Raw genomic sequence first — 23,553 nt, 5'->3', positions numbered from 1 at the left:
TCGACGGAACCGATTCGCCGTTGCCCGGTCATGCACACCTCGTACCGATCTCGACGCGCACCGCCCGGTCTGCGCAACCCGCGCGGACCGGCCGGCGTTCGTTCCACCTATCCATCCAACCCAGCTACCGCCGACCGCTGTCGCGGCTGCCCGGCGCTGCCGATCATCTCACTGAGCGCGACGATCGTCGCACCGGCACCATCCCCCGGCTCGGCCACCGCTACCGCCGACTCGGTGAACACATGGCTCACCTCATCGGCTCCACCGTCTTCGTCGCTCAGCACCAGGGTCGCGCCCGCGATGCCGGCGGACACGATCTCGAGCACCCCGGCCACCGAATCGGGCCTGCCCGCCGCGCGCGTGCGGGATTCGAAGTTCAGTCCGGTGCGCTGGGCCACCCGCTCGGCGGCCCCGGCCAGCTGGTCGTAGCTGAGCTTGCGGCCACCGCCGAGGAAGGCCGGGTCGTCACCGCGCAGGGCCCGGGTGCGGTGCGCGTATCCGATCGGGCGCGGCGATTCGGCGGCCAGTTCGGCGCGCAACGCGGGGTCGGACAGGTCGTACCAGTCCAGGCCGTCGGGCGGGTCGTCGATGTCGAGGCTCAGGCCCAGCTTCACCTCGAGCCCGTCGGGCAGTGGTGCGCCGATGGTGGCCAGCGGCACCACTGTCGCGCCGGCCTTGAGCACCGCCCAGGTGGCGATCGCGGCGTGCATCCCCCGGTCCAGGCGCACGGCCACCCCCGTGCCCGGCCCGGCCCCACGGGCGATCAGCGAACGCGCCAACTGCGAGGAGCGCGCGTCGAACTGGTGGTAGTCGAGCTCGGATTCGCCGAGGTCGAGCGCGGGCGCCTCCGGGTCCTCCTCGACCGCGGCGGCCAGCTCCTGCGCCAGCGCGGCGCCGTTGGCCGACGGCGCGGGCGCGTACACCGCCGCGGTCAGTGCGCGTTCGCGTTCCCTGGCATCGCGCAGGTCGATGTCGCCGATGCGCACAGCGGGGTCGGCGGCGACCGCGGTGAGGATCTCACCGAAGCCGTGTGCGAACGCGGTGACGGTGTGCTCGTCGAAAAGGTCGGTGGCATAGGTGAACACGACCGCGAGCTCGGCAAGGTCGCCGGCCGGGGTGTGGCATGGCTCCACGTTCACCTGCAGGTCGAACTTCGCGGGCCGCGCGGCTTGATCCAGCGCTTCGATGGTGAGTCCGGGCAGGCGCAGCACCGGGGTTTCGGTGTTGTGGAACGAGAGCACCACTCCGAACAGCGGGTTGTGCGAGACGGTGCCGGTGGGGGCCACTTCCTCGACGATCCGCTCGAAGGGCAGGTCGGCGTGGGCGAAGGCGGCCAGATCCACTTCGCGGGTGGTGTCGACCAGTTCGGCGAAGTCGCGCTGCGGCACCACCTCGGTGCGCAGGGCGAGCGTGTTGACGAACATGCCGACGAGGTCGTCGAGTTCGGGTGCGCCGCGACCGGCGATGGGGGTGCCGATCACGACGTCGGTGCTGCCGCCGATCCGGGCCAGCAGGGCCGCGAGCGCGGCGTGCACCACCATGAACAGCGAGGCATTGTGTTCGCGGGCGAGTTCGGCCAGGCCGGCGTGCACCTCGGCGGGCAGGGTGGTGCTCACATCGGCGCCGCGCAGTGAGGCCTGCGGGGGGCGGGGGTGATCGTGGGGCAGTTCCACGATGCCGGACCGGTCGGCCAGGGTGCGGCGCCAGAATTCGAGTTGCCTTGCCGCGATGGAGTTCTCGTCGTGCTCGTCACCCAGTACCGCACGCTGCCACAGCGCGTAGTCGGCGTACTGCACCGGCAGCGGCGGCCAACCGGGCGAACGGCCCTCCACCCGCGCCCGGTACGCGATCACCAGGTCGCGGGCCAGCGGGGCGAGCGAGGCGCCGTCGGCGATGATGTGCTGCACCACCACGGCCAGCACATGATCTTCCTCGGCCAGCGGATCGGTATCGGGCACCGTGAACAGCGCGGCCCGCAACGGAACCCGCTCGGCGACATCGAAACCACCCGCCAGCAGACGCGTCACCCGTTCGCGGGGGTCTTCGCAGGTCTCGATCGGCAGCCCGTTGGGCAGGACCGCGCTCACCGGCAGGATCTCCTGATACGGGAGCGCGCCGGGCCCGTCGGCCGGGAACCGGGTGCGCAGAGCCTCGTGGCGTTCGAGTACGTCGGCGACCGCGTAGCGCAGCGCCGAGGTGTCCAGCGCGCCACGCAACCGCAGCACCAGGGGGATGTTGTAGGCCGGGGAGTCCGGGTCGATCCGGTTGAGCACCCACATCCGGTGCTGGGCGGGCGAGAGCGGCACCACTCCGCGTTCAGCCGCCGGGATCAGCGGTGGCCGCGGGGTGGCGACCACGCCGGGACGGACTCGGGTGGCCAGCGTGGCGACGGTGGACGCCTCGAACAGGTCGCGCACCACCAGATCGGCGCCGAGGGCGGCGTTGATGCGGGCGACGGCTCTGGTGGCCAGCAGCGAGTTGCCGCCGAGGTCGAAGAAGTCGTCGTCGAGGCCCACCTCGGGCACCCCGAGCAGGGTCGCGAAGACCTCGGCCGAGCTCTGTTCGATCGGTGTCGTGGGCGCCCGGAACGCGGCTGTGGCGGTGAACTCGGGGGCGGGCAGCGCCGCCCGGTCGAGTTTGCCGTTCGCGGTGAGCGGCAGGCCCGCGATCACCACGACGGCGTCGGGAACCATGTGACCGGCCAGGAAGTCGGCCACGGTGGTGCGGATCGCGACCGGATCGAGGTCGGCGCCCGCGTCCGGGACGACATAGCCGACCAGCCGGTCACCGGCCTGCTCGTCGGCGCGCACGATCGCGGCCGCCTGCCCGACACCGGGCACACCGAGCAGTGCCGCCTCGATCTCGCCGGGTTCGATACGGAAGCCGCGCAGCTGCACCTGCTCGTCACCGCGACCGCCGTATTCCAGCGTGGGGGTGCCGCGGAAACCGATCCAGCGGCCGAGATCGCCGGAACGGTAGCGGCGCGCGCCGGGCGGGCCGAACGGGTCGGCGACGAAGCGGGTGGCGGTCAGGCCCGGCTTCCCGAGGTAGCCGCGCGCGAGCTGGTTGCCCGCGACGTAGAGCTCACCGGCGACACCGAAGGGCACCGGCCGCAGCCGGTCGTCGAGCACGGCCACCGACAGACCCGGCAGTGCCCGGCCGATCAGGCTGCCCGGCAGCTCGGTGACACTCGCGGTGGCACTGTCGGCCGCCCGCCGCGGCAGCGCCAGCTGCGAGACGTGCACGGTGGTTTCGGTGATGCCGTACATGTTCACCAGTTGCGGTGCGTCCGGATGATTTCCGTAGCGGTCGTACCAGCGGTTGAGCTTGCGCGGGTCCAGCGCCTCCCCGCCGAAGATCACGTAGCGCAGCGGCAGTGCCGGCGCACCCGCGGCCTGGGCGGCCCGGTCGGCCTCGTCGAGCTGGGCGAAGGCGGTGGGTGTCTGGCTCAGCACCGTCACCTGCTCGCGCGCCAGCAGTTCCCGGAACTGGATCGGCGAGCGCGAAGTGAAGTGGTCCACCACGACGACCGAGGCGCCACCGGCGAGCGCGCACCACAGTTCCCACACCGAGAAGTCGAAGGCGAAGGAGTGGAACATCGTCCACACGTCGCGCTCGTCGATGTCGAACAGCACCTGGGTGTTGGCGAACAGTTCGAGCACATTGCGGTGGCTCACGCCGACGCCCTTGGGCTGGCCGGTGGAGCCGGAGGTGTAGATGACGTAGGCGAGGTGGTCGGGCCGCAGCGGTGCGCGCCGCTCGGCGGGACGCAACGGGGTGCTGGGGTGGGCGGATTGCTCGTCGAGCAGCACCACCGGCAGTTCGGTGCGCGGGATGCGCGACGACTCGGCGGTCGTCGTCAGCAGCACAGTGGGTTTCGCGTCATCGATGACGTATTCCAGGCGCTGGGCGGGGTAGCCGGAATCGATCGGCAGATATCCCGCGCCCGAGAGCAGCACCGCAAGCAACGCCACCGGCAACTCCGCGGAGCGCGGCACCGCGACGGCCACCAGGGTTTCCGGGCCCGCACCGTGCGCGATGAGCGCGCGGGCCAGCGCCGAGGCGCACCCGAGCAGTTCACCGAAGGTCAGCGATGACGCCCCCGCGCGGACGGCGATCGCGTCGGGTCGCTGCTGGGCCTGCGCGCTGATCACCTCCACCAGGGTCACCTCGGGCACCGCGATGCCGGGCGAATCTCCTTCGCGCAGCACGAGTTCGCGCTCACCGGGGGCGAGGACATCGATATCGCCGACCGGCACCGACGGGTCGGCGACCACCGCGGCCAGCACGCGCGACCAGCGGCCGGCGAGATCGGCGACAGTGGCGCGATCGAACAGGTCGGTGGCGTAGCCGAAGGACACCGCCATGCCCTGTGGTGCGCCGTCGACGCCGATGTGCTCGGCCAGTTCCACCTGCAGATCGAACTTCGACAGCGGCACACTGAACTCGGCGGGCGACACGGTGAGCCCCGGCAGCGCCAGGTTCGTGCGAGCCAGGTTCTGGAAGGTCAGCATCACCTGGAACAGCGGGTGACGCGCGGTCGAACGCACCGGCTCGAGCAGTTCCACCAGGCGTTCGAAGGGCACGTCGGCGTGTCCGAAAGCGGCCAGATCGCGGGCCCTGACCTCGGTGAGCAGGTCGGTGAACGGCACAGCCGGATCGACGTCGGTGCGCAGGACCAGGGTGTTGACGAACATGCCGATCAGCTCGTCGAGGGCCTGCTCACCGCGACCGGCGACCGGGGTGCCGATCGCGATGTCGCGGGTGCCCGAGAGCCGGGCCAGCAGCAGCGCCAACGCGGTGTGCACCACCATGAACAGGGTGGCGTTGTGTTCGCGGGCCAATGTGGTCAGCCCGGCGTGCACCGAAGCGGGCACCTGGATCTCGAGGATGTCGCCCGCTCGGCTCGCCACCGGGGGGCGGGGCCGGTCGGCGGGCAGTTCCAGCTGTTCGGGCAGCCCGGCCAGGGTCTGGCGCCAGAAGTCCACCTGCGCCGACATCAGCGACTGCGGGTTCTCCTCGGAGCCGAGCAGTTCGCGCTGCCACAGCGTGTAGTCGGCGTATTGCACCGGCAGCGGCGGCCAGTGCGGAGTGCCACCGCCGCGGCGTTCGGTGTAGGCGGTGAGCAGATCCCTGGTGAGCGGGGCGAAGGAGAAACCGTCGGCGGCGATGTGGTGGATCACGCACACCACCACGTGCTCGGTCTCGTTCAGCGCGAACACCCGCACCCGCACCGGCGGGGCCGCGGTGACGTCGAAGCCGGTGAGTACCACCGCGCGGATCGCGTCGAGGAGCGCGGCTTCCTCGATGTCGACCACGTCGAAGGCCGGGGCGGCCGCGGGGTCGCCCGGTGCGAGCACCACCTGCTGCCCTTGCCCGTCGAGCACCGCGTCGCGGCCCGCGCGCCGCCATTGGTCCGCGTCCACGCCCTCGACCACTGGATACACCGTTCGCAGCACTTCGTGCCGGGTGATCAGGTCGGTGATCGCGGTGTGCAGGGCGGCCAGGTCGAGCCGACCGGACAGGCGAACCGCGATGGGGATGTTGTCGACGGCCGAGCCCGGATCGAACCGGTTGAGGAACCACATCCGCTGCTGGGCGTAGGACAGCGGGATGTGTTCGGGACGCTGCCGCACCGTCAACGCCACCGTGGGCGCCGCGTTGCGCTGCTGTTCGGCGCGCTGCGCGAGACCGGCCACGGTCGAAGTCTCGAAGACCGTCTGCACCGGCACCCGCACGTCGAGCGCGGCACCGATGCGGGCGACGGCCTGCGCGGCGAGCAGCGAGTCACCGCCCAGTTCGAAGAAGTCGTCGTCGGCGCCGACCCGGCCCGCGCCGCCGCGCAGCAACAGCGCGGCGAACACGTCGGCGACCACCTGTTCGGCCGGGGTGGCCGGGGCACGGAAGCCGCGCACGGTGAACACCGGCGTCGGCAGCGCGGCCCGATCGAGCTTGCCCACCGTGGTGAGCGGCAGCTTGTCGAGCACCATGATCACGGCCGGAATCATGTAGGCGGGCAGGGATTCGGCCAGGAAATCGGTGAGTGCCCCGGTGTCGACCGAGCGTCCCACCCGTGGCAGCACGTAGGACACCAGCGCCGTCGCGCCCGAGGGCATGGTTTTGCCCAGCGTCACCGCGTAGTCGAGATCAGGATGGTCGGTGAGCGCGTTGTCGATCTCGCCGAGCTCGATCCGGAAGCCGCGTACCTTCACCTGGAAGTCGGTGCGACCCAGGTACTCCAGGGTGCCGTCGGCCTCGAGCCGGCGGACCAGGTCACCGGTGCGGTACAGCCTGCCCGCACCGAACGGCGAAGCGACGAACCGTTCGGCGGTGAGCCCCGGCCGGCCCAGATACCCCTGTGCCAGTGCCGGACCGGACAGGTACAGCTCGCCGACGACACCGGCGGGCACCGGTCGCAACCGCGCGTCGAGGACGTACAACCCCATGCCCGGCACGGCGTTGCCGAGGGTGATCGGCGCGTGCGGGTGCAGCGGTGCGGTGCTGCTGGCCAGGATGGTGGCCTCGGTGGGCCCGTACGCGTTGTGGAACGCGCGACCTTCGGTGGCCCAGCGACTCACCAGTTCCGGGCCGAACCGGTCCCCCGCCACGACAACGGTTCCCAGCTCGGGCAGCCCGTTCGGGTCCACCGATTCCAGTGCGCCCGGGGTGATGAGCAGGTGGGTGACGCGTTCGTGGCGCAACAGGTCGGACAGTTCGAAACCGCCGAACACCTGCGGCGGGGCGATCACGAGCGTCGCCCCGGCGGCGAAGGTCAGCAGCAACTCCAGCACCGACACGTCGAAGTTGGGTGAGCAAACATGCAGCACCCGTGAATCGCGCTGCACCCCATAGTGTTCGCGCTCGGCAGTCACCAGCGCGGCCAGACCGGCATGAGTCACCACCACACCCTTGGGCTTGCCGGTGGAGCCGGAGGTGTAGATGACATAGGCCGGATGACGTTCGTCGATCCGACGCACCCGGTCGGCGTAACTCACCGAGTGCGCCGGCCTGGCGGACACCCGCTCCGCGACCACGGGGTCGTCGAGTTCGAACCAGTACAGGCTGGTGCCCAGACCCGCGCGGTGCGCCGCGGTGGTGAGCCCCAGGACCGCACCGGAATCGGCGACGATGTGCGCGATCCGGTCGCTGGGAAAGGCCGGGTCGACGGGCACGTAGGCGGCGCCGGTCTTGGCGACCGCCCAGACGGCGAGCACCGACTCGATCGACCGGGCGATCGCGACGGCTACGACGTCGCCCGCGCCGATGCCACGGTGGATGAGTTCACGCGCCAGGCGCGAGGACTCCTCGTCCAGTTCCCGATAGGTGAGCTCCCGCTCCGCACCACCCCAGCTGTAGCGGACAGCTATCGACTCGGCCGCGGATTCGACCGCGGCCGTGAGCAACTGGCCGAACAGCGGCGAGCCGACTGATCGCCGCCGATCAGCACGGCCAGTGCGACGGGGGGCTTCCACAGACCAATACACCTCTCGCGTCCGACGGCCGAACCGGACACAGCATAGCCACCTCTACAGTGCTACCGACGACCGTCGCCGAGGTGTGCGCCACAACACACCATCTCTCTGGCAACAAAATCGTAAACCCCGGGACCTTCGTTACGCGGACATATGCCCAGAATCGGAAAACCTGGCGATGACCTGCGTAATTACCGGACCGATGACAGCCGGGGCGGAGGTTGAGAGCAGCTGTTGATGGGTGGTGTCGACAGGGTGATCGGCAATGACTGCGCTGACATGGGGCCGCCAGCGCGAGGCGCCACCGCGGTCGGACCCGGTGGTGCGCAGCGCCGTGAAGTAGGTGAGCTCACCCTCGAATCGTTGCGGCACCAACTCGGTAACGAGTCCCACGGTGTGCAGCGCCCCGCGATACATCCCGATGAACTCCGCCGGTGAGATCGGGATCTCACCGGCCAGCATCGAGTGCAGCGCCGCGACGGTGTCGTCATCCAATTCGGTGAGCCGGTCGGCGCCGGGCAGTTGCTGCTCGGGGATACCGAGTTCGATGAAGGCGTGGCGCAGTTCGTCCCGGAAGTCGGTGAGATCGGCGCCGGGCACGCTGTCGAGCATGGTCAGCGAGGCCACCGTTTCGCCCGCGGCCTGCAGCCGGGTGGCCACCGCGTGGGCCAGCACGCCGCCCAGCGACCAGCCGAGCAGGTGGTACGGCCCGTGCGGCTGCACGGCCACAATCTCGGCCAGGTAGCGATCCACCAGGTCTTGGGGCGTGGCGGGCCGGAAGCTGGGGTCGCTCAGCGCGGGCGACTGGATGCCGATGACCGGCCGGTCCTCGGGCAGGTGCGGCACCAGGCTCGCGTATGCCCAGGCCAGTCCCGAGACCGGGTGCAGGCACAACACCGGCTCCCGGCTGCCACGGGTGCTCAGCGGCAGGACCGTCGACAGGGCGGCGGTCAGGTCGGCGGCGCCGGTACCGGGGGCGCTGATCCGGGCGGCGAGCCCGGCCACGGTGGGGTCGGCGAAGAAGGCGGCGACGGTGAGCGCGGTGCCGGTGCGCTCGTGCAGCTGGTGCACCACCCGGGTGGCCAGCAGCGAATTGCCGCCGAGGGCGAAGAAGTCGTCGTCGAGGCCGGGATGTTCGGCACCGAGGACTTCGGCGACCACCTCGGCCACCGCGATCTCCTCGCGGCTGCCCGGGGCTCGGTACGGGCGCGGTTCCAGCACCGGTTCCGGGAGCGCGGCGCGGTCGAGTTTGCCGTTGGCGTTGAGCGGGAGCCGGTCGAGGACCACGAAGGCCGACGGCACCATGTAGGACGGAAGCACCTGCGCTACAGCGCTTTTAGCGATATCTGCGGTGAGCTCGGCGCCCGGTGCGGCCACCACGTAGGCCACCAGCCGGTCGCCCAGTTGCTGATCGGTCTTGGCCAGCACGGCGGCCTGGGCCACCTGCGGAGCCGCCAGCAGCGCCGCCTCGATCTCGCCGAGCTCGATGCGGAAACCGCGGATCTTCACCTGGAAGTCGGTGCGCCCCCGGTAGTCGAGTTCGCCGCGCACTGTGCCGGAGGCATCCGACACCGCCTTCCAGGCGACCAGGTCACCCGTGCGATACATCCGGGCGCCCGGCTCGAAGGGGTTGGCCACGAAGCGGTCGGCGGTGAGGTCGGGGCGGGCGAAGTAGCCGCGGGCGAGCTGAGCACCGGCCAGGTAGAGCTCCCCCGCCACGCCGGGCGGTACCGGTTGCAGGCGGGCGTCGAGGACATAGACCCGGCTGTTCCACTCCGGTGCGCCGATCGGCACCGTGGTGCGGTCGGCGGCGGTGACGCGGTGGTCGGTGACCGAGACCGCGGCCTCGGTCGGCCCGTACAGGTTGTGCAGGGCGGCGCTCGACGTGGCGAGGAAACGCTGTGCGGTCGCGGCGGGCAACGCCTCACCGATCGCGAGTACTCGGCGCAACGACGGCGCAGGCCTGCCGTCGGCTTCGGTGAGCAGCGCGTCGAGCATGGACGGGACCACGTGCAAGGTGGTCACGGCCTGCTCCGTGATCGTGCGAAGCAGGTAGGCGGGGTCGCGATGCCCGTCGGGGTCGGTGATCACCAGGCGGCCGCCGCAGACGGCGGTCGTCCAGAATTCCCACACCGACAGGTCGAAGGTGGCGGCGGTCTTCAGCAGCACCGAATCGTGCGGGCCCAGCCCGAAGCGTTCGGCCTTCCAGCGCAACTGGTTGACGACGGCACCGTGGGAGACCGAGACACCCTTGGGTTTGCCGGTCGAGCCGGAGGTGAAGATGACGTAGGCGGTGTTCTCCGGGCGCAGCACACCGTTGCGCTCGTCCGGCCGGATCGGCGCGGGTGCATGGTCGGTCGAGTCGAGGGTGTCCACGGTGAGCACCATCGGCCGGCCCGTCGACGCGGCGACAGCTGGATCGAGGCTGAAACCGTCACGCGCAGTGGTCAATACGCACACCGGTGCGGCGGTTTCGAGGACGTGACGCACCCGTTCGCCGGGCTGGTCGGGGTCGACCGGTACGTACGCGGCGCCGGTCTGGGCCACCGCGTACATGGCGACCACCAGGTCGGTGCAGCGCCGGATCGCCAGCACCACCCGGTCCTCCACCCGAACGCCCTGCGTGATCAGGTGCCGCGCGAGCCGATTCACCCGCGCGGAGAACTCGCCGAAGGTGAGTTCGGCACCGCCGGCATCGACCAGCGCCACCCCATCGGGGCGCGCGGCGACGGTGGCGGCGAACAGCGAGGCCAGCGTGCCGGGCGGGCACGGCTGCTCGGTGTCGTTCCAGTCGCGCAGGATTCGCGTCCGCTCGGCCGCCGCGAGCAGGTCGAGCTCGTCGACCGGCTGCCCCGGCGCGGTGGCGACAGCAGCCAGCACCCGCCCGAACCGATCGGCGTAGGCGGCCGCCGTTCCAGGGTCGAAAAGGTCGGTGGCATAGGTGAACACGCCGCTGATGCCCTGCGCCGTACCGTCGGCGTCGTAGGTGTCGGCGACGATGGCGTGCAGATCGAACTGCGAGACCGCGAGGTCCACATCGACGCCTTCGACGGCGGTCTCGCCCAGCTCGAGCCCTGAGTGACCCAGGTTCTGGAACGACAACCCCACCTGGAACAGGGGATGCCGCGCGGTGGAACGAGCCGGGTTGATCGCCTCGACCAGCCGCTCGAACGGCAGGTCGGCATTGGCGAAGACCTGTAGATCGATGTCGCGCTGCCGGGCCAGCAGGCCGGTGAAGGATTCGCCGGGAGTCAAGGTGGTGCGGAAGACGAGAGTGTTGACGAACATGCCGATCAGGTCGTCGAGCGCGGCCTCGCCACGTCCGGCGATGGGCGTTCCGATGGCGAGGTCGTCGGTGCCCGCGAGCCGAGCGAGGGTGACCGCGAGCGCGGTGTGCACGACCATGAACAGCGTCGCGCCCTGCGCGCGGGCCACTGCCAGCAGCGCGCGGTGGGTCTCGGCGTCGATCTCGATCGGCACCCGGCCACCGGCCAAGGACTGCACGGCCGGCCGGGGCCGGTCGGCGGGCAGGTCGAGCTGATCGGGCAGCCCGGCCAGCGCGCCGCGCCAGTAGGCCAGTTGGGCCGAGGCCAGCGATTCGGGGTCGTCCTCGCTGCCGAGCAGCTCACGCTGCCACAACGCGTAGTCGGCGTATTGCACCGGCAGCGGCGCCCAGTCCGGGTCGGTGCCCGCCGCACGCGCCGCGTAGGCCGCCATCAGATCCCTGGTCAGCGGGGCCAGCGAAGCGCCGTCACCGGCGATGTGGTGCACGACCACGGCAAGCACAGATTCTTCGGCGCCGAGCTGCAACAGCGCGACGCGCAACGGCACCTGGCCGCGCACATCGAAGCCGGCGGAGCCGAGCTCACGCACGGCCGCGGTCAGTTCGTCGGGCGCGATCGTGCGCACCTCGAGCCGGGGTGTCGCCGTCGAGGGGTCGAGTACCCGCTGGATCGGACCGTCGTCGGTCTCGGGGTAGATCGTGCGCAGGGTCTCGTGCCGGGCCACCAGGTCGGCGACCGCCGCACCCAGTGCCGCCACATCGATGGCGCCGGTGAGCCGCACCGCCGTCGAAATGTTGTAGGCCGCCGACTGCGGGTCGAACTGGTTGAGAAACCACATCCGCTGCTGGGCCAGCGACAGCGGTATCCGCTCGGGCCGCTCCCCCGCCACCAGCGCCGGACGGGCACCGGCACCGGCGGTATCGGCCAGCTGCTCGGCCAGCGTCTCGACCGTCGGCGCCTCGAACAGCAGCCGCACCGGGAACTCGGTGTCGAGCGCCGCGCCGAGCCGGGCGGCGACCTGGGTGGCCAGCAGCGAGTTGCCGCCGAGGGCGAAGAAGTCGTCGTCGAGGCCGAGCTGGGCATCGTCGCCGACGTCGAGGACCTGAGCGAAGGTCGCGGCCACGATCTGTTCCACCGGGGAGGCGGGCGCACGGAAAGCGGCGTGCTCGAGCACCGGCTCGGGCAGTGCCCGCCGGTCCAGCTTGCCGACCGGGGTCAGCGGGATGCTGTCGAGTTCCATCAGCACGGTCGGCACCATGTGCGCGGGCAGGCTGGCTTCGGCGAAGGTGACGAGTGCGCCGGTGTCGACCGCGGCACCGGGAACGGCGTGCACGTACGACACCAGAATCGTGGCGCCACTGTCGAGTTCGTGTCCGACCGTGACAGCGAAATCGAGGCTCTCGTGCGCGGACAGGACGGCGTCGATCTCCCCGAGTTCGATCCGGAAACCACGGATCTTCACCTGGAAGTCGTTGCGGCCCACGTATTCCAATGCGCCCAGCGCGCCGTTGCCTGTGAGCACGGAGGCGGGGTCCGAGTCCGACCACGCGGTGTCGCCGGCCGCGGCGCCATCGGGAACACCGGTCCAGCGCACCAGGTCACCGGTGCGATAGAGCCGGGAGCCGGCCGGGTCGAACGGGTTGGCGACGAAGCGCGAGGCGGTGAGTCCGGGGCGGGCGTGGTAACCGCGGGTCAGCTGGGGGCCGGTGATGTACAGCTCACCCGTGACACCGGGCGGTACCGGGCCGAGCCGGTCGTCGAGAACGTATTCGGCGACGCCGCGCAGCGGTCCGCCGATGGTGAGCGGATCGCCGGGTTCGAGCGGCACGCTGATATTGGTGACGATCGTGGTCTCGGTGGGCCCGTACACGTTGTGGAACTGCCGCAGGGTGCCGTCGGCCAAAGGTACGGCCCAGCGCCGCAGCAGCTCCGGCGGGCACGCCTCACCGCCGACGGCCACCACCCGGAAGTCGTCGAGGCCGGCCGGGTCGATCGAGGCCAGCGCGGCGGGGGTGATGAACGCGTGACTTACTCGCTCCCGGCGCAGCAGCGCGGCCAGATCGGCACCGCCGTACACGCTCGGATCGACGATCACCATGGTCGCCCCGGCGCCGACGGCCAGGAGCAGTTCGAGCACCGAGGCATCGAACGAAGGCGAGGCGAAATGCAAAGTACGCGAATGTGACTCGACGCCGTAGTGCAACCGCTGCTCCGCGCAGAATCCGGCGAGCCCGGCCTGGGTCACCGCGACGCCCTTGGGCAGGCCGGTCGATCCCGAGGTGTAGATGACGTAGGCCAGGTCCTCGGCACGGATCTGGCGCACCCGGTCGGAGTTGGTGACCGGCACCCCGGAGAACTCGTCGAGCCGTGCCACCGTCGCCGCGTCGTCGACGGTCAGCCATTGCACCCGCTCGGGTAGCCGTTCGACCGACCCGGCGACGCTCAAGCCGAGGACCGCACCGGAATCGGTGACCATGTGCGCCACCCGATCCGGCGGATAATTCGGGTCGACCGGCACGAAACCGGCCCCGGTCTTCGCGACCGCCCACACCGCGAGCACCGACTCGATCGAGCGCGGGATCCCGATCGCCACCAGGTCGCCCGCACCGATACCACGCGCGATGAGCAGGCGCGCGATCCGGTTCGATCGCTCGTCGAGTTCGGCGTAGGTGGCGTCGGCGATGGTGCGGGTGGCGTCGGCGAGTACCACCGCGACACCGTCGGGACCGGTTTCCACGGCCGTTGCCAGCAACTGCGGCAGTGCGGTCACCCGGGCCCGGCGCGTGCGCACCGGACGGGTCCGTACCGGTCGTGTCATCGCGATTCCACCTCATCCATCGCCGAAACTCGTTGTGCTGCCACGCCGGTCACGGTTCAGACGGCCGAGGCACCCAGGTCCGCGAGCACCATAACCACCTCGGCCGAGCCGCAATCGTTCGGTGCCGCGTCATCGACGATCAGCGCCCGCAGATCATCGAGCCGACCGGTGTCGATGGCCTCCAGGCCGGTGCGGTCACCGAACATGTGACTCACCCATTCCTCGGCGAGGGCATCCGACAGCTCCGCTGCGGCCGGGACCAGCACCATCGAGGCACCGGCCACACCGGCCGCGACCGTCTCGACCAGGGCGGCGAAGCTGCCGGGCGCGCTGTGGGCGAACGTGCGTGACTCGAAGGTCAGCTCGGCACCGGCCCGGACCCGCGCACCCACGGTGGCGAGTTCGTCGTAGCTGCGCACACCGTCGGCGCCGACGAAAGCCGGGTCACCGCCGCGCAAGGCCCTGGTCCGGTCGGCGTAGGTCACCGGGCGGGCCGACTGGGTGGACAGTTCGGTACGGATCGCCGGGTCGTCGAGCAGCAACCATTCGAGGCCGCTGGAAGAGGCCGCGCCGGTGGTGATCCCGATCTTGGCCGTCGGCTCGCCGGGCAGCTCGTCCAGGACCGGCACGACCGCCGCACCCGACTTGAGCACCGCCCACACCGCGGCCGCCCGGTCGACGCCGCGCGCGAGATCCACCGCGACCCCGGCTCCCGGGCCGAAACCGCGGCCGATCAGCAACCGCGCCAGGCGCGAGGAGCGGGCGTCGAGCTGTTCGAAGGTGACCGAGTCGTCGCCCCAGACCAGCGCGGGGCCGTCCGGGTCGTCCTCGGCGGCCGCGGTGAACGCCTGGGTCAGCGTCGTGCCGCCGGTCGGCGTGGTGGGCGCGGGCGTCTGGGCGGCACCGGCGAGCAGCTTGGCCCGCTCCTGCTCGTCGAGGATGTCGATATCGCCCACCCGCAACTGCGGGTCGGCGGCGACCGCGGTCAGGATGCGGGCGAAGCGCTCACCGATGGTGCGCACCGTCGACTCGTCGAACAGATCGGTGGCGTAGTTGAACAGGGTGACGAGATCGTCCGGCTCACCCGCCGCGGTGAACCGTGGCTCCACATCGACCTGCAGGTCGAACTTGGCCGACACCCCGGTGTCCAGCGCCGCCACGGTGAGACCGGGCAGCTCGAGCGCGGCGGTCTCGTTGTTGCTGAAGGTCAGGGCCACCTGGAACAGCGGATTGTGCGCGTTTCCCTTGCCCGGTGCCACCTCGTCGACGATCCGCTCGAACGGCAGGTCGGCGTTGGCGAAGGCACCGAGATCAGCCTCGCGGGCCAGGTCGACCGCCTCGTCGAAGGAGCCGGCCGGATCCAGTGCCGTGCGCAGTGTCAGCGTGTTGACGAACATGCCGACCAACTCGTCGAGCGCACGCTGACCACGCCCGGCCACGGCGGTACCGATGGCGATATCGGTGCTACCCGAGAGCCGGGCGAGCAGTACGGCCAGCGCGGCGTGCACGACCATGAACAGCGACGACTTGTGCTCTCGCGCAAGCGCGTCGAGCTGGGCGTGGACCTCGGCGGGCAACCGGAGTTCGGTGGTGGCACCGCGCAGGGTCGGCACCGCCGGACGGGGCCGGTCCTGCGGCAGTTCGAGCAGCGGGGGTATCCCGGCCAGCTGGGTGCGCCAGTAGTCGAGCTGGGCGGCGGCGACCGAATCCGCCTCGTCGTCGGTGCCGACGACCGCACGCTGCCACAGGGCGAAGTCCGCGTACTGCACCGGCAGCGGCGCCCACGCCGGGCTCGTGCCACCGGAGCGGGCGACGTAGGCGGTGATCAGGTCGCGGGCCAGCGGGGCGAGCGAGGCGCCGTCGGCGGAGATGTGGTGCACCACGAAGACCAGCAGCCACTCCGCCGACGAACCGTCGGTGAGCAACCGCGCCCGCACGGGCACCTCACGGGTCACGTCGAAACCGGCACCGGCCAGTTCGGCCACCCGGGCGACCACGTCGCGGGTTGTCTCCACTTCGAGGCCGTTCGGCAGCACTTCGGCCACCGGCAGGATCTCCTGCATCGGCGAGCCCTCGCTCACCGTCGCATCGACGGGCCGATCGGCCGTGCTGGTCGTCGCATCGACGGGCCAACCGACCGTGCCGGACGCCGGATCGACGGGCCGACCGACCGTGCCGGACGCCGCAGCGCCGGATCGGCTACTCGTGCCGGACGTCGTCGCGGCCGGTCCTGCCACCGGGAAACGGGTGCGCAGCGACTCGTGCCTGCCGAGCACATCGCGCACCGCGGCGTCGAGGGCGGCGACATCGAGATCACCGGTGAGCCGCAGGGCGAAGGGCAGGTTGTAGGAACCGGAGGCCGGATCGAGCTGGTTGAGCACCCACATCCGCTGCTGAGCCAGCGACAACGGAATGCGTTGCGGCCGTTCGGCGGCGGCCAGGGCGGGCCGGGCAGGCACACCGCCGCCGACACCGATCCGAGCCGCCAGCGCGGTCACCGTGGGCGCCTCGAACAGATCGCGAATGGTGATGTCGGCGTCGAGCGCCTCGTTGATCCGGGCGATCGCGCGGGTGGCGAGCAGCGAGTTGCCGCCGAGGGCGAAGTAGTCGTCATCGGCGCCGACGCGGGCCATGCCGAGCAGTTCGGCGTAGACACCCGCCACGATCTCCTCGGTCGGCGTAGCCGGTGCGCGGAACTCGCCCGCGGTGAAGGTGGGAGCGGGCAGCGCCTTGCGGTCGAGCTTGCCGCTGGGATTGAGCGGGAACTCGGCCAGCGGAACCAGCGCGGCGGGAATCATGTACTTGGGCAAGGTGGCACCGATGGCGGCGAGCAGTGCCGCCTGCTCGATCTCGGCACCGGGCTTGGGCACCACGTACGCGACGAGCTGCTCCCCGGCGGGCGAGTCGGCGACAATCGCCACGGCCTGGCTGACAGAGGGCTGGGCGAGCAGCGCGGTCTCGATCTCACCGAGTTCGATGCGCTGACCACGGAACTTCACCTGGAAGTCGGTGCGGCCCAGGTATTCCAGCGCGGCGTGACCGTCGGGCTGGGTCTGCCAGCGGACCAGGTCGCCGGTGCGGTACATCCGCGCGCCACCGGCCGCGGCGAAGGGGTTGGCGACGAAACGGTCGGCGGTGAGGTCGGGCCTGGCCTCGTACCCGCGAGCGAGCTGGTCACCGGCCAGATACAACTCACCGACCACACCGGTGGGAACCGGGCGCAACCGCGAATCCAGCACGTACACCTGGGTGTTCCACTGCGGCACACCGATCGCGACCGTGCCGCCCGACGCATCGGCGGGCCAGTAGGTCACCGACACCGCCGCCTCGGTCGGCCCGTACAGGTTGTGCACCGTGGCGTTCGACACCGCGTTCATCGCCGCCACCGTCTCCGGCGGCAACGCCTCACCGATGGCGAACACGTCACGCAGCGTCGGCACCGCGCCGGGCCCGGTGTGCGCGGCGAACACGGTGAGCATCGACGGCACGAAGTCCGTCACCGTCACACCCTGGGCGGCAATGGTTTCGGCGATGTAGGCCGGGTCGCGGTGCCCGTCGTGGGTGGCGACGACCAGCTTCGCACCGGCACGCAACGGCATGAAATAGCCCCACAGCGACACGTCGAATGTGGTCGCGGTCTTCTGCAGGTACACATCACCGAGGCCCATCGGGTATTCCGCGAGCATCCAGCTGATCTGGTTGTCGATCGCCGCGTGCGACACCACAACACCCTTGGGCTTTCCGGTGGAGCCGGAGGTGAAGATGACATAGGCGGGATGCGCGGGCAGCAGCGGCCGAACCAGCTCGGTCGCGGCGAGCGGCTCGCCCGAAACATTCTGCAGCGCAACAGCATCGATCAGGACAACGGGTATGTCCGCAGGCACCTCGACCGCGTCGGCGGCGGTGGTGAGCACGCACACCGGGGCCGCGGTGTCGAGGATGTGGGCGATGCGCTCGGCCGGGTGATCCGGATCCAACGGCACATACGCACCACCGGCGGTGACGATCGCGTACATCCCGACCACCAGATCGAGCGAACGGCGCACCGCGAGACCGACATACGACTCGGGACCGACGCCGTCGGCGATCAGCCGCCGCGCCAACCGGTTGACGCGATCGTCGAACTCCCGGTACGTGAGTTCGGTGCCCTCGTAGGCCAGCGCGACAGCATCCGGATGCGCCGCGACCGCACGGCGGTAGCCGTCGAGCAGCGCAGCGGGCGCCAGCTCGTGCTGGGTGTCGTTGCGCTGCACCAGGATTCGATCGAGCTCGGCGCGCTCCATCAGCTCGTGCGCGCCGATCGGCGCCGACGGGGCGGCGACGATCTCACCGAGCAAACGCACGAAGCGCGCGGCGATGGACTCGACGGTGCCCGCGTCGAACAGGTCGGTCGAGTAGGTGAGGCCCACCGCGATACCGTGCGGCACACCGTGGCGGTCGGTGTCCTCGACCATCTCGAACTGCAGGTCGAACTTCGCGAACGGAATACTCAGATCCACGCCGCTCACGGTCATGCCGGGTAGTTCGAGGGCGGTGCGCGCCATGTTCTGGAACGCGAGCAGCACCTGGAACAGCGGATGCCTGGCGGTGGAGCGGGCCGGGTCGAGCAGCTCGACCAACCGCTCGAACGGCACATCGGCATGGCCGAACGCGGCGATATCGGTGCCGCGGGTGTGCGCCAGCAGCTCGTCGAAACCGGCCGCCGGGTCCACCTCGGTGCGCAGCACCAGCGTGTTGACGAACATGCCGATCAGGTTGTCGAGGGCGGCGTCACCACGGCCGGCGACCGGCGTGCCGATCGCGATATCGGTGCTGCCGGACAGTCGCGCCAGCAGGGCCGACAGCGCCGCGTGCACCACCATGAACAGCGTCGAGTTGTTGGCGTGCGCGAGCTTGTCGAGTCCGGCGTGCACCTCGGCGGGGATGCGGAAATCGTAGGTCGCGCCGCGATAGGTGGCCACCGCCGGGCGGGGCCGGTCAGCGGGCAGGGCGAGCTGATCGGGCAGCCCGGCGAGCTGGGTGCGCCAGTAGCCGATCTGCTGGGACAGCACCGAATCCGGGTCGTCCTCGGAGCCGAGCACCGCGCGCTGCCAGAGCGTGAAATCGGCGTACTGCACGGCCAGTTCGGGCAGCTGGGGTTCCTGACCCGCGCTGCGCTGGACGTAGGCGCCCATGAGGTCGCGGGTGAACGGCCCCATCGACACACCGTCGCCCGCGATGTGGTGCACCACGCACACCAGCACGTGCTCGTCGGCGCTCAGGCGCAGCAGGCGCAACCGGATCGGCGGGGCCAGCGTCACGTCGAAGCCGACGCCGACCGTCTCGGCGACGAGCGCGGGCACCTCGGCCTCGGTCACCGGCTCGCAGTCCAGGGCCGGCACGGCACGCGGATCGGTGATCGGCAGGATCAATTGCTGACCGGCGCCGTCGACCTGGGGGTACATGGTGCGCAGCACCTCGTGGCGGGTCACCAGGTCGCGTACCGCCGCCCGCAGCGCGTCGACGTCGAGCGCACCCGACAACCGCACGGCCATCGGCATGTTGTTGACCGCGCTGGCCGGGTCGAACCGGTTGAGGAACCACATCCGCTGCTGGGCGAACGACAGCGGGATGATCTCCGGGCGCTGCTGCGGGAGCAGTTCCTGCCCGGAACCGGTGCCGATGTGGCGCTCCACCCGCTCGGCCAGCGCGGCGACGGTGCTCGCCTCGAACAGTGTCTGCACCGGCACCCGGGTGTCGAGCGCGGCGCCGATCCGGGTGGTGGCCTGCGCGGCGAGCAACGAGTTGCCGCCGAGCTCGAAGAAGTCGTCGTCGGCGCCGACCCGGATCTCCTCGGCGCCACCCACGGTCAGCAGGGCGGCGAAGACCTCGGCGATGATCTCCTCGACCGGCGTCGACGGCGCGCGGAACTCCCGCGCCGCGAACACCGGTTCGGGCAGCGCGTTGCGGTCCAGCTTGCCGACCGGGGTCAGCGGGATGCGGTCGAGCACCATGATCGCGGCCGGAATCATGTAGCCCGGCAACGATCGGGCCAGGAACGCGTCGAGGGCCGCGACATCGATGGTGGCGGCCGCGCGGGGCAGCACGTACGAGACCAGCGCGGTCACGCCCGAGGGCAGGGTTTTGCCGAGTGTGGCGGCGAAGTCGATGTCGGAGTGCGTGGTGAGGGCATTGTCGATCTCGCCGAGCTCGATCCGGAAACCACGGATCTTCACCTGGAAGTCCGAACGGCCCATGTACTCGATGACGCCGTCCCCGGCTTCATTACGGCGCACCAGGTCGCCGGTGCGGTACAGCCGGGCGTTGGGGTCCCCGGCCTGCGCGCCGAACGGGCTGGCGACGAACCGCTCCGCGGTCAGACCCGGCCGGTTCAGATAGCCCTGGGCCAGCGCGGGCCCGGACAGGTAGAGCTCACCGATCACCCCGGCGGGCACCGGGCGCAGGCGCGAATCCAGGACGAAGGCGCCCACGCCGGCAATGGCGGAACCGATCGTCACCGGTGCGGCCGGATCCATCGGCGCGGTGCTGGTGGCGAGGATGGTGGCTTCGGTGGGGCCGTAGCCGTTGTAGAACCGGCGCTGCCCCACGGCCCAGCGACCGACCAGTTCCGGCCCGAACTTGTCCCCGGCGACCACGACGACGCGCAGGTCGTCCAGGTCGGTCGCCTCCACCGATTCCAGCGCACCCGGCGTGATCAGCATGTGCGTGACCTGCTCCCGGCGCAGCAGGTCGGCCAGTTCGAACCCGCCGAACACCTGCGGTGGCGCGATCACGAGGGTGGCGCCAGCGGAGAACGCGAGCAGCAGCTCGAGCACCGAGACGTCGAAGTTCGGGGAGCACACGTGCAGCACCCGCGCGTCGGCGGTGACGCCGTAGTGCTCGCGTTCGGCGGCGACCAGCGGCGCGAGACCGGTGTGGGTCACCACGACGCCCTTGGGCTTGCCGGTGGAGCCGGAGGTGTAGATGACGTAGGCGGGGTGGCGCTCGTCGAGGGTGCGGACGCGGTCGGCGTAGGAGACCGGGTGGGCGGGGTGGGCGGCGATCCGCGCGGCCGTCGCCGCGTCGTCGAGTTCCAGCCAGGGCACGGTGGTGCCGAGGACTTCGCGGTGCGCGGTGGTGGTGAGGCCCAGTACCGCGCCGGAGTCGGACAGGATGTGGGCGATGCGGTCGGCCGGATAGTTCGGGTCCACCGGCACGTAGGCGGCGCCGGTCTTGGCGACGGCCCACACGGCGAGCACCGATTCGATGCTGCGGGCGATGCCGATGGCGACCACGTCGCCGGGGCCGATACCGCGCGCGATCAGCTCACGGGCCAGCTGCGCGGACCGCTGGTCGAACTCGGAATAGGTGAGTTCACGCTGATCGGCGGATTCACCGGTGGGGTTGAACCGGACCGCGATCCGATCGGCCGATGACTCGACCGCCCCTGTCAGCAACTGCCCGAAAGTCGGACTGCTCGACCGGCGACGGCGGTTACCGCGGGCAGAACGACGGGCAGTTTCCATTCGAGTTCATTCACCTCTCATCGAGCCTGACGCGCGGCGAGACCGCACCGTGCAGATCGAGCCATCATATCGACCGGTGCGACGGGGCCGCTCGCGCGCCGGTTGCCCCCGGAACTCAGGGCCCTGAGGAGTATCGACGCGGCGCCCGGTCGTGTTGCCGGTTCAACAGCAAAGTGACGGGGTTCATAACGAACACCGTCACTTCTTGTGTGCTGTCGGGGGCGGGAGCGATCCCGCGCGCGCTCAGTGCGCGGAGGGGCCCCACTCCATCGGCACGCCCTTGGCGGCGAGGTAGGGCACCGGGTCGATCTTGTTGCCGCCCTGATCCCAGATCTCGAGGTGCAGGTGCGGGCCGGTGGACTGGCCGCGGTTGCCGACGGTGGCGATCACATCGCCCGCGTTCACTCGCTGCCCCTGGGTGACGTACATGTCGTTGACGTGGCCGTAGACCGCGGTGGTGCCGTCGTCCTGCAGCACGCGCACCCACAGGCCGAAGCCCGAGGCCGGGCCCGCCTCGACGACGGTGCCGCTCATGACCGAGTGGATCGGGGCGCCGATCGAGTCGGCGAAGTCGATGCCGTTGTGCATGGCACCCCAGCGGGCGCCGAAGCCGGAGCTGATCGGGCCGGCGACCGGACGGGCGGCCTGCGGCGGCGCGACCTGGTGCTGGATGCCCTGAATGAAGTCTTCGACCTGCGCCAAGGGCGCGGAGATCTCCGGCGGCAGGTTGCCGATGCCGAACGGCGCGGCCACGGGGGCCGCGATCGGGGCGGCGACCGCGTCGACCGGAGCCGGAGCGGGCACGTGCGAGGAGACTTCCTGCGCGGCGACCAGGTTCACGTCCTGCTTGGCCGACTCGGGGGCCACCGACTCCTCGACGTCGTCCTGCGTCGACGGCAGCAGGGGGGAGGCGTAGGCGATGGCGGGCACGATCTGCGCGGCGGTGCCGACCAGGGCGCCCGCGGCGACCGCGGCACTGGCGGCGACCCGCACGCGATCGGTGCGCGAGGCTCCGGCGCGGTGCCGGCTCGGGCGCCCGGCGGCTCCGTCACCCAGCAGGGCCTGCACGGAGATGGATTCGGGGCCCACACGGTGCTGCGACAAAGTTTCGTCCTAGCGTCCGACAACAAGGAGTAACGATGCCGACCTCGCGATCGGCCCGGGGGCCACCTGGGTGTTCCCCGATGCCGAATCATGTGTAACGGTTCGGCATACGTTGTGATGGGAACTGTACATCGCCGTGACCATTCCGCAACCTTCTGTCGAGAATTCCCAGGTAGATCGCGTTTCCTCGGCGTTACAAAGCCGTCGGTGAGCGGGGTCCGGGTGTCAGCGGGGCTGGACACGGTGAGGACGGGCCACACTCTTGGCATGGTGATCGAAAGTTTGCGTGTCCCCATCGTCGCCGCGCCCATGGCCGGCGGGCCGTCCACACCGGAGCTGGTGGTCGCCGTCTCGGCGGCGGGCGGGTTCGGTCAGCTCGCCGCCGGATACCTCGGCACCGACGCCGTCGCGGCGCAGATCGCGGCGACCAGAGCGGCGACCGCGGCCCCGTTCGGAGTGAACCTGTTCGCGCCCGGCGCGGTGGCCGACCCGTCCGTCTACGCGGCCTACCTCGCCGAACTGGGGGTCGACCATCAGCTCGGCACCCCGAAACACGACACCGACGGCTGGGCCGACAAGCTCGACCTGCTGGTGGCCGACCCGGTGGCGGTGGTGTCGGTGACCTTCGGTTGCCCCACCGCGGTGGAGGTCGACCGGTTGCACGCGGTGGGCACGCAGGTCTGGGTGACGGTGACCACCCCGGCCGAAGCGCTGATCGCGGTCGACGCGGGCGCCGACGCCCTGATCGCCCAGGGCGCCGAGGCGGGCGGGCACCGCGCGTGTTTCCTCGACGACCCGGCCGACGACCCGATCGACCCGCTCGGCCTGCTGCCGCTGCTGCAACTGCTCACCGCCACCACCGATCGCCCGCTGATCGCGGCGGGCGGCATCGCCACCGGCGCCGCGGTCGCCGGGGTGCTCGCCGCGGGCGCCCGCGCGGCCCAGATCGGTACCGCGCTGCTGGGGTGCGCGGAGGCGGGCACCAACCCGGTACATCGCGGTGCGATCGGCTCGACGGAACCGACCATGCTCACCCGCGCCTTCACCGGACGACGTGCGCGCGGCATCCGCAACCGCTTCCTCGAAGAACACACCGCCGACGCGCCCGCCGCGTATCCCGAAATTCATTACGCCACAGGGCCTCTGCGTGCGGCCGCACGCGCCGCCGGCAACCGTGACGAAGTGAATCTGTGGGCGGGCCAAGCACATTCGCTGAGCACCGGGCAATCGGCAAGCGAACTGGTCGGCGACCTCGCCGCCGACGCCAAAGCCGCTCTCCATAAAGCGCTTTCGCTATGAATCCAGGGTTATTGACAACGAATTTCGTTTAGACTCGGACAGGCATCACGTCCCGCCGAACACCCCAAGCA

At 70.7% G+C, this 23,553-nt stretch carries 5 protein-coding genes; 1 reads left to right on the top strand and 4 read right to left on the bottom strand.

All coding sequences use genetic code 11. The features are described from left to right. Positions 1-107: 107 nt before the first annotated feature. From ACFO5K_RS25100 to ACFO5K_RS25085, 4 genes are all read right to left on the bottom strand, one after another. Entirely contained in the window at positions 108-7,472 is a 7,365-nt protein-coding gene (locus ACFO5K_RS25100; protein WP_378567911.1) for an amino acid adenylation domain-containing protein, read from the bottom strand. Between the two features lie 141 nt (positions 7,473-7,613). Continuing rightward, a complete protein-coding gene (locus tag ACFO5K_RS25095; protein WP_378568325.1) occupies positions 7,614-13,547 on the bottom strand; it encodes an amino acid adenylation domain-containing protein in 5,934 nt (1,977 codons plus the stop codon). Positions 13,548-13,630: 83 nt separating this feature from the next. Further along, complete coding sequence (locus ACFO5K_RS25090; protein ID WP_378567908.1) at positions 13,631-21,079, bottom strand: amino acid adenylation domain-containing protein; 7,449 nt, start codon at positions 21,077-21,079, stop codon at positions 13,631-13,633. A 243-nt stretch (positions 21,080-21,322) separates the two neighbouring features. After that, positions 21,323-22,183, bottom strand: coding sequence for a M23 family metallopeptidase (locus ACFO5K_RS25085; RefSeq protein WP_378567905.1), 861 nt, complete (start codon positions 22,181-22,183; stop codon positions 21,323-21,325). A gap of 267 nt (positions 22,184-22,450) precedes the next feature. Between ACFO5K_RS25085 and ACFO5K_RS25080 the strand changes: the two genes are divergently transcribed. After that, complete coding sequence (locus ACFO5K_RS25080; protein WP_378567902.1) at positions 22,451-23,482, top strand: nitronate monooxygenase; 1,032 nt, start codon at positions 22,451-22,453, stop codon at positions 23,480-23,482. The last annotated feature ends 71 nt before the right edge of the window (positions 23,483-23,553 follow it).

The organism is Nocardia halotolerans (genome assembly GCF_042650145.1).
Lineage (GTDB): Bacteria > Actinomycetota > Actinomycetes > Mycobacteriales > Mycobacteriaceae > Nocardia > Nocardia halotolerans.
This window is presented reverse-complemented; position numbering and strand designations above follow the sequence as displayed.

Bases quoted from the DNA above. Each gene is read 5' to 3' on its own strand.
- ACFO5K_RS25090 (WP_378567908.1), bottom strand. From the start codon at position 21,079: ATGGAAACTGCCCGTCGTTCTGCCCGCGGTAACCGCCGTCGCCGGTCG.
- ACFO5K_RS25080 (WP_378567902.1), top strand. From the start codon at position 22,451: ATGGTGATCGAAAGTTTGCGTGTCCCCATCGTCGCCGCGCCCATGGCC.